The organism is Phenylobacterium sp. GW821-FHT12F10 (genome assembly GCF_058806695.1).
This window is the reverse complement of sequence record NZ_JBXAPY010000003.1, coordinates 335,092-349,208: the sequence shown is the minus strand read 5'-3', so window position 1 is coordinate 349,208 and position 14,117 is coordinate 335,092. Positions and strand designations below refer to the sequence as shown.

The window sequence follows — 14,117 nt, the reverse complement described above, 5'->3', positions numbered from 1 at the left end:
ATGGACGCCTTCCGGGGCGACCGGATCTATCTGGGCGCCGACCACGCCCGCAACGAGCGGCGCACCTGGATCGTGGCGGCCATCTGCCTGGCGACCCTGGCGGCCCAGATCACCGGCGGCCTGCTCTTCCACTCCATGGCCCTGGTGGCCAACGGGCTGCACATGGCCGCCCACGTGGCCGCCCTGCTGGTGGCGGCCATCGCCTACGCCGTCGCCCGCACCTATTCCGCCGATCCCCGCTTCGCCTTCGGCACGGGGAAGCTGGGCTACCTGGCCGGCTTCGCCAACGCCGCGGTGCTCGGCGTCACCGCCCTGCTGATCGCCCTCGAAAGCGTCGGCCGGCTGCTGGCCCCGGAGGCGGTTGAGTATGACGGCGCCCTGGTGCTGGCCGGGGCGGCGCTCGCCATCAACCTGGTCTGCGTCTGGCTGCTGAAGCCCCCCCTCGCCCACGCCCACGACCGGGACGGCGACCTCAACCTCTCGGCCGCCCACCTGCACCTGGCCGGCGACGCGGTGATTTCCGCCCTGGCCATCGTGGGCCTGGCCGCCGGCCGCTATCTCGGCTGGGGCTGGACCGACCCCGTGGCCGCCCTGGTGGGGGCGGGCCTGCTGGCCCACTTCGCCTGGCGCCTGCTCAGCCGCACCGGCGCGGTCCTGCTGGACGTCAATCCCAGCCCCGAACTGACCGCCGAGATCCGCGGCCGGCTGGAGGGGGCGGGCGAGCGCGTGCTGGACCTGCACCTCTGGCGCCTGGGGCCCGGCCACCACGCGGCCATCATCGTCATCGCCACGGCCACCCCGCAGGCGCCCCAGGCCTATCGCGCCCGCCTGGCGGGCCTGGCGGGCCTCAGTCACGTAACTGTGGAGGTCCGCGACCACACGGCCGCTTGACCGAAGCGGGCGGATCGGCGTTTTCAAGGTCTGATGAATCAAGGGCTTGAGCAGTTGCGGGCTTGGACGCGACGCTCCGTGGAGGGGGCGGCGGACCTCGGCGTCGACCTGCTGGTCGCCACCCTGCGCGGCTGGACGGCCCTGGAGGACGCCACCGCCGACCTGCCCCGGCTCAGCCGGAGCTTCGTCGCCGACGCCACGACCTTCTGCGCCGCCCGCTGGCGGCCGGCCTCGGCCCTGGCGGTGATCGCCGGGCTCAGCATCCTGGGCGGCGTCTATGTCGCCACCGGAACCCCGCCCAAGGCCGCCAAGCCCACCATCCTGGCCGCCGGAGCCCCCGCCCCCCGGCCCCATCTCAAGCCGCGTCCGCCCCCCGGCCCGCCGCCGCCCGCCCTGCAGAAGCGCCTGGACGACCTGGCCGCCGGCTACCGCGAGAAGGTGGGCATCGCGGTGGCCGACTGCAGCGAGGGCTGGATGGCCCAGGTGGCCGGCGACGACGCCTTCCCCCAGCAGAGCGTCTCCAAGCTCTGGGTGGCCATGACCGCCATGGACGCCCAGGACCAGGGCAAGCTCAGCCTGGACCAGGCGGTGATCCTCGGACCCCAGGACCGCAGCGTCTTCTTCCAGCCCATCTCCCACAAGATCGGCGCCACCGGCTACGCCACCACCCTGCGCGACCTGGTGCGCCGGGCCCTGATCGAGAGCGACAACGCCGCCAACGACAAGCTGCTGCAGCAGGTGGGCGGGGTGGACGCCGTGGCCGACATGCTGGCCCGCAAGAACCTCACCGGCATCCGCATGGGCGCCGACGAGAAGAACCTGCAGGCCAAGATCGCCGGTCTCACCTGGAGCCCGGAGCTGGGGATCGGCGGCAATTTCAAGGAGGCCCGCTCGCGCCTGCCCGACGCCGTGCGCGACGCGGCCATGGACGCCTATCTGGACAATCCCCTGGACGGCGCCACCCCGGCGGGCCTGGCCCAGGCCCTGGTGGTGCTCAAGCGCGGCGAGCTGCTGTCGCCGGAGGCCACCGAGACCTTCCTCTCCACCATGTCGGAGGCCCGCACCGGCCCGCGGCGGCTGAAGGGCGGCCTGCCGGCCGGCTGGACCATCGCCCACAAGACCGGCACCGGCCAGGACTGGCGGGGCGGCTCCATCGGCATCAACGACGTCGCCGTCCTCACCGCCCCCGACGGCCGCTCCTATGCGGTGGTGGTCCTGATGAAGCGCACCACCAAGCCGGTGGGCGCCCGCCTGGCCTTCATGCAGCAGGTCTCCAAGGCCGTGGTGAGCAACTGGGAGAGCGAGCGCGCCAACGACCGGCGGACCCTGGCGAGCCTGCGCCCGGGCGAGTCGTCCGGAGGCCACTGAATCCGCAGCGCCTTCCGTTGACTTGGCGGGGGTCGTCTGTATAAGTCCGCGCCTTCGCACGCGGGGCTCCCCACGGGCGTGATCCTTTTTTGCTAAAGTCTCAAGGCGCGAACGATGTACGCGGTGATCAAAACCGGCGGTAAGCAGTACCGGGTTCAGGCGGGCGACCTTCTCGTCGTCGAAAAGCTTGAAGGTGAGCCGGGCGCCAACGTGGCCTTCGGCGACGTCCTGATGCTCGGCGATGGCGAGACCATCACCCTGGGCGCCCCGATCGTGGAAGGCGCCAGCGTGAGCGCCACCCTGATCGAGACCCGCAAGGGCCTGAAGGTGAAGATCTTCAAGAAGCGCCGTCGTCAGGGCTATCGCCGCACCCGCGGCCATCGCCAGCACGAGAGCGTCCTGCGCGTCACCTCGGTGGCCGGCGCCGGCAAGACCGAGAACTGGGACGGCGTGGTGGACATGACCACCAAGGCGGTCCTCAACGCCCGCGCCCGGAACCTGAAGCTGGAAGAGGCCGCGACCGCCAAGGCCGCCCTCGCCGGCGAAAAGGCCGCCGCCCCCGCCGCCAAGAAGGCCGCCGCGCCGAAGGCTGCTGCTGCTCCGAAGGCCGCCGCGCCCAAGGCTGAAGCCGCCGCCAAGAAGCCCGCCGCGCCGAAGAAGGCCGCCGCCAAGAAGCCCGACGCCGAATAAGCGCCGGATCAAGACAAGTTTAGGAGACCACAATGGCTCACAAGAAATCTGGCGGTTCTTCCCGCAACGGCCGCGACTCGGCCGGCCGTCGTCTCGGCGTCAAGAAGTTCGGCGGCGAATCCGTCGTCGGCGGCAACATCATCATCCGTCAGCGCGGCACCAAGTTCTTCGCCGGCGTGAACGTCGGCATGGGCCGTGACCATACCCTCTTCGCCACCGCCGACGGCGCGGTGCAGTTCGTCACCAAGCGCGACGACCGCACCTACGTGAACGTGGTGGCCGCCGAGGCCAACGCCAGCTAGGGCGAACCCACCTTCTCCGGGTCCGCCAGACGATCAGTCAGGCGGACCGGACAGAATCCCGAAAAGCGGGAGTCCGGAACGCCGGGCTCCCGCTTTTTCTGTTTCAGGGGTCCCGTCAGAGGACCCGGGAGGTTCAAGATGTGCTCCATCCAGATCGAACCCGTCATCGAGACGCAACGCCTGCGGCTGCGCAGGCCCCGCCTCGCCGACGCGCCCCGCGTGGCCAAGCTGCTCAACGACCGGGAGCTGGCCCGCATGACCCCGTCCATCCCCCATCCCTACGGGCTGGAGGACGCCGAGGCCTGCCTTTCCCAGGCGAGCGACGCCGATCCCCAGGCCCTGGCCATGTTCGTCATCGACCATCCCGAGCAGGGGCCGATCGGGCAGCTGGGCTTCGCCAGCGAGAACGGGCGCACCGAGATGGGCTGCTGGATCGGCCGGCCCTTCTGGGGCTGCGGCTTCGCCACCGAGGCCGCCAAGGGGGCCCTGGTCTGGGCCCACAAGGACTGGAAGCGGCGCTACGTCCTGGCGCGCCACTTCTCCGACAACCCGGCCTCGGCCTCGGTGCTCTGCAAGAGCGGCTTCCTCTACACCGGGGAGGTCAAGCTCTCCCCCTCCGCCGCCCGCGGCGAGGCCGTCCCCGCGCGGATGATGGTCTGGCTGGCGTGAGTTTGCGGCGCTCGCGTGCTATGGCGGGCGCCGCACTTCACTTGGATACGAAGATTGACCGCCGCCGCCACCGTCAAAGCGCCCCTGGACGCCCTGCTCGCAGGGCGGCCCTTGGCGTGGCGCGTGGGGGCTGTGCTGGCGGGAAGCTGGCTGCTGGCCGCGTCCTCCTGGGCCGAGGTCCCGATGGTCCCCGTGCCCATGACCCTGCAGACCTACGCCCTGCTGGTCATCGCCGGATTGTCGGGGCCCAGGCTGGCTCTTGAGATCGTCTTCGTCTGGCTGGCCCAGGCGGCCATGGGCCTGCCGCTGCTGGCGGACGGGGCGAGCGGCCTTGCCCCCTTCGTCGGCCCCACCGCCGGCTACCTCGTGGGCTTCGCGATCGCGGCGGGCCTGGTGGGCTGGCGGGCCGCGCGGCCCGGCGGGCGGGGCTGGGGGAACCTCACCCTGAGCTTCCTGGCCGCCCACGCCCTCATCCTGCTGCTGGGCTTCGCCTGGCTGTCCGTCGGCCTGGGGGCCGAGGCCGCCTTCGCCGGCGGCGTGGCGCCCTTCCTTGCGGGCGCGCTTTTGAAAACCATATTGGCGGTCGCGACCGTGAAACTCGCGGGCGATCGGATCCTGACGACATGAAGTTCCTCGACCAGTGCAAGGTCTATGTCCGCTCCGGCAACGGAGGCGGCGGCGCCGTGTCCTTCCGGCGGGAGAAGTACATCGAGTACGGCGGCCCCGACGGCGGCGACGGCGGCCGCGGCGGCGACGTCTGGATCGAGGCCCAGGACGGCCTCAACACCCTGATCGACTTCCGCTACAGCCAGCACTTCAAGGCCGAGACCGGCACCCACGGCATGGGCCGCAACCGCCACGGGGCGGCCGGCGCCGACATCGTCATGAAGGTCCCCGTCGGCACCCAGGTGCTGGCCGAGGACAAGGAGACCCTGATCGTCGACCTGGACACGCCCGGCCAGCGCTTCCTGCTGGCCAAGGGCGGCAACGGCGGTTGGGGCAATGACCGCTTCAAGAGTTCCATCAACCAGGCGCCCTATCACGCCAATCCCGGCCAGGAGGGCGAGGAGCTCTGGATCTGGCTGCGGCTGAAGCTGATCGCCGACGTCGGCCTGGTGGGCCTGCCCAACGCCGGCAAGTCCACCTTCCTGGCCGCCGCCAGCGCCGCCAAGCCGAAGATCGCCGACTATCCCTTCACCACCATCCATCCCAATCTCGGCATCGTCGACCTCTCCCCCAACGAGCGCTTCGTCCTGGCCGACATCCCCGGCCTGATCGAGGGCGCCTCGGAGGGCGCGGGCCTCGGCGTCCGCTTCCTGGGCCACGTGGAGCGCACCGCCGTCCTGATCCACCTGGTGGACGCCACCCAGACCGACGTCGTCGAGGCCTGGACCACCGTGCGCCACGAGCTGGAGGCCTATGGCGAGGAGCTCGGCGACAAGACCGAGATCCTGGCGCTGAACAAGATCGACGCCCTGGACGAGAGCACCGTGGAGATGCAGCGCGAGGCCCTGTCCGAGGCCGCCGGCGTGCCGGTCCGCCTGGTCTCGGCGGTCTCCGGCAAGGGGGTCGTCGAGATCCTGCGCGAGGCCTACGCCCTGGTGCGCGACCGCAAGGTCGCCGCCGCGGTCGGCAAGGGCGGCGAGGACGAAGTGGGCTGGAAGCCGTGAGCGGGATCGAGCGGGCCCGCCGGGTCGTCGTCAAGGTCGGCTCGGCCCTGCTGGTGGGCGAGGGCGGAACCGCCGACAGCCTGTGGCTGGCCGCCTTCGCCGCCGACGTGGCCCGTATGCGGGCCCGGGGCCAGCAGGTGCTGGTGGTCTCCTCCGGCGCCGTGGCGCTCGGCCGCCGCCGGCTGATGCTGGCCAAGCGGTCGCTGACCCTGCCCGAGAAGCAGGCCGCCGCCGCCGCCGGCCAGTCGGCCCTGATGCGGGCCTGGGAAGAGGCCCTCGAGCCCCACGACATCGCCGCCGCCCAGGTGCTGCTGACCCGCGACGACACCGAGGTCCGCCACCGCTGGCTCAATGCGCGCGCCACCGTCGAGACCCTGCTGGACCTGGGGGTGGTGCCGGTCGTCAACGAGAACGACACCGTGGTCACCGAGGAGATCCGCTACGGCGACAACGACCGCCTGGCCGCCCGGGTGGCCCAGATGATCGGCGCCGACGTCCTGGTGCTGCTGTCGGACATCGACGGCCTCTACACCGCCGATCCCCGCCGCGATCCGAGCGCCAAGCATCTCGCCCGCATCACCCACCTGACCCCCGAGATCGAGGCCATGGCCGGGGGCGCCAACGCCAGCGCCGGGGTCGGCACCGGGGGCATGGCCACCAAGATCGCCGCGGCCCGCATGGCCCAGTCGGCCGGCTGCGCCACCGTCATCACCCTGGGCCGCCGTCCCTCGCCCCTGGCCGCCCTCGAGGCCGGCGAACCGGCCACCGTCATCGAACCCGCCCTGAGCGCCAAGGCCGCCTACAAGGCCTGGATCTCCGGGACCCTGGCCCCGGCCGGGACCCTGGTGGTGGACTCCGGCGCCGCCCGGGCGCTCTCCACCGGCAAGAGCCTTCTGGCCGCCGGCCTGCGGGACGTCGAGGGCCGGTTCGAGAAGGGCGAGGCGGTCATCGTCCGCGACCAGGCCGGCCGGGAGATCGGCCGCGGCCTGACCCGCTACGACAGCGCCGATGCGCTCGCCATCCTGGGCCTGAAGTCCGACGCCATCGAGGCCGCCCTGGGCTACACCTCCGGCCCGGTGATCCACGCCGACGACCTGGCCCTGGGCCACGCCCCGGCCGAGGCGACCGCCGACTAGGCTCAGGTTCAATTGCCGCCTCTGCCAAAGGTGCTTACTAAGGCTCATCCTGAGCATATGGGAGGCGACGTGGACGACGGGGCGGCGACAGGCAGGGCGGAGGCGGCGACAGGCCGGCTGACCGCGCTCGCGCCGGGCATGGCCATCCCCTATGGCGGCGACCGCGTGGCCTATGTCTCCGAGACCCTCGCCCAGGCCTTCCGCCCCGGCGACCGGCTGGTGGTGGTGCAGGATAGCGGCGACCTGCTGCACGTGCCGGCCGCCGTCCAGGCCATCGCCGAGGCCGCCGTCGGCCGCGCCGCGACCGCCTTCCAGCAGATGGGCGCCGTCGGCGACGCGGCCATCACCGCCTTCTTCGAGGCCTTCGCCGCCAACCTCGCCGACGACACGATCTGGGCCGCCATCGCCCAGGCCAACGCCGCCGACGTCGCCCGCGCCCAGGCCCGCGGCCGCTCCACCACCCGCCTGGCCGTCAGCCCCGGCCTGCGGGCCGACATGATCGCGGGCCTCCAGGCCTGGCGCGACGCGCCTGCCGCCCGCGGCCGGGTGCTGGAGACCGTCGCCCATGAGGGCTGGAGCGTCGAGCAGGTCATGGCGCCGCTCGGTGTCGTGGGCTTCGTCTTCGAGGGCCGCCCCAATGTCTTCGCCGACGCCACCGGCGTCCTGCGCACCGGCAACACCGTGGTCTTCCGCATCGGCTCCGACGCGCTCGGCACCGCGCGCGCCATCGTCGAGCACGCCCTGGATCCGGCGCTGGCCGCCGCCGGCCTGCCCAAGGGCGCCGCGGCCCTGGTGGACAACGCCGAGCATGCCGCCGGTTGGGCCATGTTCTCCGATCCCCGCCTGGCCCTGGCCGTGGCCCGCGGCTCCGGCCCCGCCGTGGCCCAGCTCGGCGCCATCGCCCGCCAGGCCGGAACCCCGGTCAGCCTGCACGGCACGGGGGGCGCCTGGATGGTGGCCGGCCCCGCCGCCGACCCCGCCCGCTTCGAGGCGGCCGCCTACCACTCCCTGGACCGCAAGGTCTGCAACACCCTCAACGTCTGCGCCATCGTCCGGGAGCGGGCGGGCGAGCTGGTCCCGGTCTTCCTGCGCGCCCTGGAGGCCGCCGGCCAGCGCCGCCGCGGCGCCAAGCTGCACGTGGCGGAGGGCTCGGAAGCCTACATCCCCGCCGCCTGGCGCGAGGCCCGGGTCACCGTCGCCCGCGCCCAGGGCGACCGCGAGGAGCCCCTGGTGGAGCCGCTTCCCCTGGCCGACCTCGGCCGCGAGTGGGAATGGGAGGAAACCCCGGAGGTCACCCTCCTGGTGGTGGACAGCGTCGAGGAGGCCGTGGACCTCTTCAACCGCCACAGCCCCCGCTTCGCCGCCAGCCTGATCTCCGAGGACGCCGAGGCCCAGGACCGCTTCTACGCCGCCATCGACGCCCCCTTCACCGGGGACGGCTTCACCCGCTGGGTGGACGGCCAGTACGCCCTGAACCGCCCCGAGCTCGGCCTCTCCAACTGGGAGCATGGCCGCCTGTTCGCCCGCGGCGGGGTCCTGGCCGGGGACGGGGTCTTCACCGTCCGCGCCCGGGTCCGCCAGACCGACCTCAACCTCGACCGCAACCCCGACACGGGCAAGCGGTTTTGATCCGGAACAGAGACCATGTGGTTCGCGGGACCCGCCCGGCGCGTCCCTGAGGCCGGCCGCCCCGCCACCCTGCGCCTGGGCTTCACGCTCACGCGCGGGATGCGGGTCGGACTCTATGGGGGCTCGTTCAATCCGGTCCACCAGGGCCACGCCCACGTGGCCGAGACCGCCCGCAAGCGGCTGAAGCTGGACCGGGTGATCTGGCTGGTCTCACCACAGAATCCGCTGAAGTCCTCGCACGAGACCGCCAGCCTCGCCGAGCGCATGGCCGGCGTGCGCAGGGTGGCCCGCGGCCGGGCCATGATCGTCTCCGACGCCGAGACCGCCATCGGCTCGACCTACACCATCGACACCCTGCGGGTGCTCAAGGCCCGCTTCCCCGGCGTGAAGTTCGTCTGGATCATGGGGGCCGACAGCCTGGCCAGCTTCCATCGCTGGCGCGGCTGGACCCAGATCATGGGCGGGGCGCCGGTGGCGGTGGTCTCGCGACCCTGGATCTCGCTGAAAAGCCGCTTCTCGCCGGCCGCCCGCCGGTTCGCCCACGCCCGCCGTCCCGCCAGCCAGGCGCCGATCCTGGCCGGGACCAAGCCGCCCCGCTGGGTCTTCCTCACCGGGCCCCTGAACTTCCTCTCCTCCACCGCCCTGCGCGAGCGGATGGGCGGCTCAAGATCGTGATGACACGCGGGACTGCCCCTGCCCCCGCAATCATGATATGAGGCCTTTTAGCGAGGCAAAAAAGGAGCTACCCCGCTGAGCCCTGACCCTGCGCCCAGAGCGCACGAGACCCCGGTTTCCGCCGAGGTTTCCACCGATCCCCAGAGTCGCATCAGCGCTTTGGAAGACCTTATCCTGGCCCGTCTCGACGACGACAAAGCCCAGGATGTCGTGTTCATCGACCTGAAGGGTAAGAGCGCCGTGGCCGACGGATTGATCGTCGCCTCCGGCCGTTCGCATCGTCATGTCGGCGCCATGGCCGACCATCTGCTGCGCGCCCTCAAGGACGAGGGCTACGGCAAGGTGCGCGTGGAAGGCATGCCCCACTGCGACTGGGTGCTGATCGACACCGGCGACGTGATCATCCACCTGTTCCGTCCCGAGGTCCGGTCCTTCTACAACATCGAGAAGATCTGGTCGGTGGACTCGGCCCACATCGCCTTCACTTGAAGCTGACGATCCTGGCGGTCGGGCGTCTGGCCCGTTCCCCCGAGGTCGAGCTGGTGAAGCTCTATGTGGACCGCGCCACCGCGGCCGGCCGCGCGCTCGGCCTCGGCCCCGTCGAGGTCGTCGAGATCGAGGCCAGGAAGCCCGGCAAGGCCGCCGAGGCCGAGGTCCTGCGGCCGCACCTGGCCGACGCCCACGTCATCGCCTGCGACGAGCGGGGAACCGCGCGCGCCTCGCGGGACTTCGCCGCCGAGATCGCCAAGCTGCGCGACCAGGGGGTTCGGCGGCTGGTCTTCCTGATCGGCGGCGCCGACGGCCTGGACCCCGCCCTGGTCGCCCAGGCCAACGGAAAGCTGGCCTTCGGGCCGCAGACCTGGCCCCATGCCCTGGCCCGCGCCATGCTGGCCGAACAGGTCTACCGGGCGGTCACCATCCTGGCCGGCGGCCCCTATCATCGCGATTGAACCCTCCTTGCCGATCCTTCGTCCCGCCCTCGTCCTCGGCGCCCTGGCCAGCCTCGCGGCCGGGGTCGTGGCCGTGGCGGCGGTGAGCGAGCGGGCCAAGCTCGAAAGCCTCAACGTCCGCGAGACCGTGCTCACCGCCGAGCAGGGCCGCAACCGCAACCGCCTGGCCCGCCTGCTCACCGTCCTGGAGCAGCTGCGACGCGATCCGCCGCCGGCCCTGCTGGTGAGCCCCGACGACGCCGTCGCCGCCGTCCGCGCCGCCATCCTGGTCAAGGCCATCACCCCGGAGCTGCAGCGCCGCGCCACCCTCTATGCGGTGGAGGCCGGGGAGATCGCCCGCCAGCGCCGCCTGGCCGCCGTGGCCAGCGAGGCCCTGTTCACCGCCGACAGCCAGCTGGCCGAGGCGCGCATGATCCAGCCCCCCGGCGCGCGGGCGGCCCTGCCCGAGCCCGAGGACGGCGAGGTCACCCCGCCCAAACAGCTGCTGATGCCCGCCCAGGGTCCGGTCAGCCGGCGCTTCGGCCAGGTCCTGCCGGGCGGCGGCCGCGCCAACGGCCTGACCATCCAGGCGTCCTCCGGGGCGAAAGTGGCGGCGCCCGACGCCGGACTTGTCCAATATGTGGGCCCCGTAAAGGGTTGGGGTGTCATCTTGATCTTAAGATTGGCCGGTGGATACCATCTGGTGTTGGCTGGTCTGGACCGGGCGAACGTCAGCGTCGGACAATCCGTCGCGGCGGGCGCGCCTGTCGGATGGATGGCGGATGGGCGACAATCGCCCGCTGAACTCTATCTGGAGGTCCGGGAACGCGGCGCGCCGGTGAATCCGGGGCGCTGGCTAAGGGACACGACCGGCCTGAGACCGGCTGTCGGATAAGAGACGACTTCGAACTGGTGGGTTCGGGTGGGGACGTGAAGCGGTTAAGCGGCTCAATTCCGCCGCAAGGGAGCCCTAGGGCCAATCTATGCGCAAGTATCTGTTGATCGGTGTTTCGGCCTTCGTCCTCGGGGCGGGCTCCATGGCCTATGTGAGCCAGCAGGCCCTGGCCTCGGCCCAGCCGCGGGCCAAGACCTACAAGATGCTCGAACTGTTCGGCGACGTGCTGGACACCGTTGAGCGGCAGTACGTCACCGAGGTCGACGACAAGAAGCTCATCGAGGCGGCCATCGACGGCATGCTGACCTCGCTGGACCCCCACTCCGGCTACCTCAATCCCGAGAGCTTCGACGACATGCGCGATCAGACGCGCGGGGAGTACGGCGGCCTGGGCATCGAGGTCACCAGCGAGGACGGCGTGGTCAAGGTGATCTCGCCCATGGACGGCACCCCGGCCTTCAAGGCGGGCGTCAAGGCCGGCGACTTCATCACCGCCGTCAACGGCGAGAGCGTGCTGGGCCTGTCGGTCAATGACGCGGTCAAGCAGATGCGCGGCAAGCCGGGCGAGGCGGTCACCCTGACCATCGCCCGCGAGAAGACCGACCCCTTCGACGTCAAGCTGATCCGCGAGGTCATCAAGCCCAAGTCCGCCACCGCCAAGCTCGAGGGCGACTACGGCTACCTGCGGGTCTCGGCCTTCAACGAGAAGACCACCGACGAGGCCGAGGCCGCCATCGCCGACCTGCGGGCCAAGAACCCCAAGATGAAGGGTCTGATCCTCGACCTGCGCAACAATCCCGGCGGCCTGCTCGACCAGGCGGTCGGCATCTCCGACCTGTTCCTGGACGGCGGCGAGATCGTCTCCCAGCGCGGCCGCGATCCGCGCGACGTCGAGCGCTACAACGCCCGTCCGGGCGACGCCACGGGCGGCCTGCCGGTGGTGGTGCTGATCAATTCCGGCTCGGCCTCGGCCGCCGAGATCGTCGCCGGCGCCCTGCAGGACCGCAAGCGCGCGGAACTGGTGGGCCTCACCAGCTTCGGCAAGGGCTCGGTCCAGACCGTGATCCCCCTGCGCGGCGGCATGGACGGGGCGCTCAAGCTCACCACGGCCCGCTACTACACCCCGGCCGGCCGCTCCATCCAGAAGACCGGCATCCAGCCGGACCTGGAAGTGGCCGAGACCCGCGACGAGGCCCAGGCCATCGCCAACCGCGCCTTCCAGTTCAGCGAGGCCTCCTTCCGCAATGCGCTGAACGCCGAGGAGGGCAAGACCCGGGTCGGCGCCCACGAGCCGGCCGAGGCGCCGCCGGAGGCCTTCAACACCACCACCGGCGACTTCCAGCTCGCCCGGGCCAAGGACGTCCTGCGCTACGGCTCGGTGGCCGCCACCCCCAAGCTGCCCAAGCCCACCGCCAAGATGGCCGAGGTGGTCTCCAAGCTGCCCAAGCTCGAGCCCAAGCCCGTCGCCAAATAGGCGGCCTGCGACCCCGCGCCATGCTGCGGCGCGGGGGAAAGTAGCCGTTCATTAACCATGATCGCGCAGGCTCCCCCCTGGAGCCTTGTGTGGTCAGACCTATGTTTTCCAAGAAAAAGCTCGTGACTGTCGCCGCCGCGCCCGCCCCCGGGGGCGGCGTGCCGGAGATCTTCGCCAAGGCCCTGGCCAACCCCTATGTCGGCGCCGGCGGCGCGGCCTTCCTGTTCATGACCGCCGTCCTGGTCCTCATCGCCCTGATGGGCGATCCCAAGGCGGGGACCCCGGTGGTCCGCATCAGCCTGGCCAAGGTGGCCGCCATGGCCGCGCCCCCCGGCTGGCGCGAGGCCCTGATCGCCGACCATCCCGGCGGCGCGACCCTCAGCACCGACATCTTCCGGCTCTCGGCCACCCCCATCGGCCCCGAGGGCGCCCTCGGCGGCCAGGCGGTGATCACCCTGCCCGGCGGCCAGGCCTTCCACGCCGCCGATCCCCTGCCCGCGGCCCCCATCGCCGGCCTCACCGCCCAGGGCTCCGGCGGCCTGCTGCCGATCATCGCCCCCAACGGCCGCACCCCGGCCGAGGCCTATGCCCGGCCCTTCACCAGCAACGGCCGACCCAAGGTGGCCCTGGTGATCGGCGGCCTGGGCCTCAACGCGACGGCCACCCGCCAGGCCATCGAGACCCTGCCGCCGGAGATCACGCTCTCCTTCGTGCCCTATTCCGACGGCCTGCAGGGCTGGATCGACCTGGCCCGCGCCAACGGCCACGAGGTGCTGCTGGAGGCGCCCATGGAGCCGGTGGACTATCCCGACAACGATCCGGGCCCCTACACCCTGATGGCCCAGGCCCAGGGCCAGGAGACGGTGAAGAAGCTGGAATGGCTGCTCAGCCGCGCCACCGGCTATTTCGGGGTCACCAACTATCTCGGCTCCCGCTTCGTGGGCTCCGACACCGCCATGGGGGCCTTCACCGGCGCCCTGCGCGGCCGCGGCCTGGCCTTCATCGACGACGGCTCGGCGGCCAAGCGCGGCGGCGGCCTGCCCCGGGCCTCGGCCGACCGCATCGTCGACGACCAGCTCTCCGTGGAGGCCATCGACCAGCAGCTCCTGTCCCTGGAAGCCGGCGCCCTGCAGCACGGCCAGGCCCTCGGATCGGGATTCGCCTACCCTGTGACGTTGAACCAGGTGGCGCAGTGGGCGCAATCGGTGGAGTCTAGGGGTTACCAGTTGGCGCCGGCCTCGGCGCTGACCACCCGCAGGTGACCGCGAGCCGATGAACGATCTGACCGCCTATCGTCCCAATGTCGGGGTGGTGCTGTTCCACCCCGACGGCCGCGTCTGGCTGGGGCGGCGGGTCAATACGCCGGAGCCCTACAACTGGCAGTTCCCGCAAGGCGGCGTCGACGCCGGGGAGGACCTCTACGAGGCCGCCAGGCGCGAGCTGGCCGAGGAGACCGGGGTGGTCACCACCACCCTGCTCGGCCGCACCGACGGCTGGATGGCCTACGATTTTCCCCCCGGCCACAGCGGCAGCAAGATCGCCAAGGGCTGGAAGGGCCAGCGTCAGGTCTGGTTCGCCCTGCGCTTCGACGGCGAGGAGAGCGAGATCGACCTGCTGGGCCACGGCCATCCCGAGTTCGACGACTGGCGCTGGGGCAGCCTGGCCGAGGCGCCGGACCTGGTGGTGCCCTTCAAGAAGGCCACCTACGAGGCGGTGGTGGCCGCCTTCCACGATTTCGCGGGATTGTCCGGCCGCGCGGCGTGATGCCACGGGCGCCGGACCGTCAGAT

At 71.6% G+C, this 14,117-nt stretch carries 16 protein-coding genes; all 16 read left to right on the top strand.

The window, feature by feature from the left end; all coding sequences use genetic code 11:
• Entirely contained in the window at positions 1-891 is an 891-nt protein-coding gene (locus tag AC1RN5_RS17755) for a cation diffusion facilitator family transporter (protein WP_493042477.1), read from the top strand.
• 78 nt (positions 892-969) lie between these two features.
• Positions 970-2,259 (top strand): serine hydrolase, encoded by a 1,290-nt coding sequence (locus AC1RN5_RS17750; protein ID WP_493042476.1) that lies wholly within the window; start codon positions 970-972, stop codon positions 2,257-2,259.
• 114 nt (positions 2,260-2,373) lie between these two features.
• Positions 2,374-2,949: a 50S ribosomal protein L21 gene (gene rplU / locus AC1RN5_RS17745; protein ID WP_421933979.1), complete on the top strand. Its 576-nt coding sequence runs from the start codon at positions 2,374-2,376 to the stop codon at positions 2,947-2,949.
• A gap of 32 nt (positions 2,950-2,981) precedes the next feature.
• On the top strand, positions 2,982-3,251 hold the full coding sequence (rpmA, locus tag AC1RN5_RS17740) for a 50S ribosomal protein L27 (RefSeq protein ID WP_421933978.1): 270 nt from the start codon (positions 2,982-2,984) through the stop codon (positions 3,249-3,251).
• A gap of 138 nt (positions 3,252-3,389) precedes the next feature.
• Positions 3,390-3,920, top strand: coding sequence for a GNAT family N-acetyltransferase (locus AC1RN5_RS17735; protein WP_493042472.1), 531 nt, complete (start codon positions 3,390-3,392; stop codon positions 3,918-3,920).
• 54 nt (positions 3,921-3,974) lie between these two features.
• Positions 3,975-4,547, top strand: a complete 573-nt coding sequence (locus AC1RN5_RS17730) for a biotin transporter BioY (protein WP_493042471.1) — start codon at positions 3,975-3,977, stop codon at positions 4,545-4,547.
• A complete protein-coding gene (gene obgE, locus AC1RN5_RS17725) occupies positions 4,544-5,590 on the top strand; it encodes a GTPase ObgE (RefSeq protein WP_493042470.1) in 1,047 nt (348 codons plus the stop codon). The genes AC1RN5_RS17730 and obgE overlap by 4 nt, the downstream gene beginning before the upstream one ends.
• Complete coding sequence (proB, locus tag AC1RN5_RS17720) at positions 5,587-6,726, top strand: glutamate 5-kinase (RefSeq protein WP_493042468.1); 1,140 nt, start codon at positions 5,587-5,589, stop codon at positions 6,724-6,726. The genes obgE and proB overlap by 4 nt, the downstream gene beginning before the upstream one ends.
• 69 nt (positions 6,727-6,795) lie before the next feature.
• On the top strand, positions 6,796-8,355 hold the full coding sequence (locus AC1RN5_RS17715) for an aldehyde dehydrogenase family protein (protein WP_493042466.1): 1,560 nt from the start codon (positions 6,796-6,798) through the stop codon (positions 8,353-8,355).
• Between the two features lie 15 nt (positions 8,356-8,370).
• On the top strand, positions 8,371-9,030 hold the full coding sequence (locus tag AC1RN5_RS17710; RefSeq protein ID WP_493042463.1) for a nicotinate-nucleotide adenylyltransferase: 660 nt from the start codon (positions 8,371-8,373) through the stop codon (positions 9,028-9,030).
• A 75-nt stretch (positions 9,031-9,105) separates the two neighbouring features.
• A complete protein-coding gene (gene rsfS, locus AC1RN5_RS17705) occupies positions 9,106-9,519 on the top strand; it encodes a ribosome silencing factor (RefSeq protein WP_421935103.1) in 414 nt (137 codons plus the stop codon).
• Positions 9,516-9,980 (top strand): 23S rRNA (pseudouridine(1915)-N(3))-methyltransferase RlmH, encoded by a 465-nt coding sequence (gene rlmH / locus AC1RN5_RS17700; protein ID WP_493042461.1) that lies wholly within the window; start codon positions 9,516-9,518, stop codon positions 9,978-9,980. The genes rsfS and rlmH overlap by 4 nt, the downstream gene beginning before the upstream one ends.
• 7 nt (positions 9,981-9,987) lie before the next feature.
• Complete coding sequence (locus AC1RN5_RS17695; RefSeq protein WP_493042460.1) at positions 9,988-10,854, top strand: murein hydrolase activator EnvC family protein; 867 nt, start codon at positions 9,988-9,990, stop codon at positions 10,852-10,854.
• 88 nt (positions 10,855-10,942) lie between these two features.
• Positions 10,943-12,328, top strand: a complete 1,386-nt coding sequence (locus AC1RN5_RS17690; protein ID WP_493042458.1) for a S41 family peptidase — start codon at positions 10,943-10,945, stop codon at positions 12,326-12,328.
• Positions 12,329-12,429: 101 nt separating this feature from the next.
• Positions 12,430-13,590 carry a divergent polysaccharide deacetylase family protein gene (locus tag AC1RN5_RS17685; RefSeq protein ID WP_493042457.1) on the top strand — a complete coding sequence of 387 codons (1,161 nt, stop codon included), beginning with the start codon at positions 12,430-12,432 and terminating at the stop codon, positions 13,588-13,590.
• A gap of 10 nt (positions 13,591-13,600) precedes the next feature.
• On the top strand, positions 13,601-14,092 hold the full coding sequence (locus AC1RN5_RS17680; RefSeq protein WP_493042456.1) for an RNA pyrophosphohydrolase: 492 nt from the start codon (positions 13,601-13,603) through the stop codon (positions 14,090-14,092).
• Positions 14,093-14,117 lie beyond the last annotated feature (25 nt).

What these genes read in the sequence shown, in the direction of transcription:
- rplU (WP_421933979.1), top strand. Translation starts at nt 2,374, where the DNA reads ATGTACGCGGTGATCAAAACCGGCGGTAAGCAGTACCGGGTTCAGGCG.
- AC1RN5_RS17690 (WP_493042458.1), top strand. Translation starts at nt 10,943, where the DNA reads ATGCGCAAGTATCTGTTGATCGGTGTTTCGGCCTTCGTCCTCGGGGCG.
- AC1RN5_RS17680 (WP_493042456.1), top strand. Translation starts at nt 13,601, where the DNA reads ATGAACGATCTGACCGCCTATCGTCCCAATGTCGGGGTGGTGCTGTTC.
- rpmA (WP_421933978.1), top strand. Translation starts at nt 2,982, where the DNA reads ATGGCTCACAAGAAATCTGGCGGTTCTTCCCGCAACGGCCGCGACTCG.
- AC1RN5_RS17735 (WP_493042472.1), top strand. Translation starts at nt 3,390, where the DNA reads ATGTGCTCCATCCAGATCGAACCCGTCATCGAGACGCAACGCCTGCGG.
- AC1RN5_RS17710 (WP_493042463.1), top strand. Translation starts at nt 8,371, where the DNA reads ATGTGGTTCGCGGGACCCGCCCGGCGCGTCCCTGAGGCCGGCCGCCCC.
- obgE (WP_493042470.1), top strand. Translation starts at nt 4,544, where the DNA reads ATGAAGTTCCTCGACCAGTGCAAGGTCTATGTCCGCTCCGGCAACGGA.
- AC1RN5_RS17755 (WP_493042477.1), top strand. Translation starts at nt 1, where the DNA reads ATGGACGCCTTCCGGGGCGACCGGATCTATCTGGGCGCCGACCACGCC.
- AC1RN5_RS17685 (WP_493042457.1), top strand. Translation starts at nt 12,430, where the DNA reads ATGTTTTCCAAGAAAAAGCTCGTGACTGTCGCCGCCGCGCCCGCCCCC.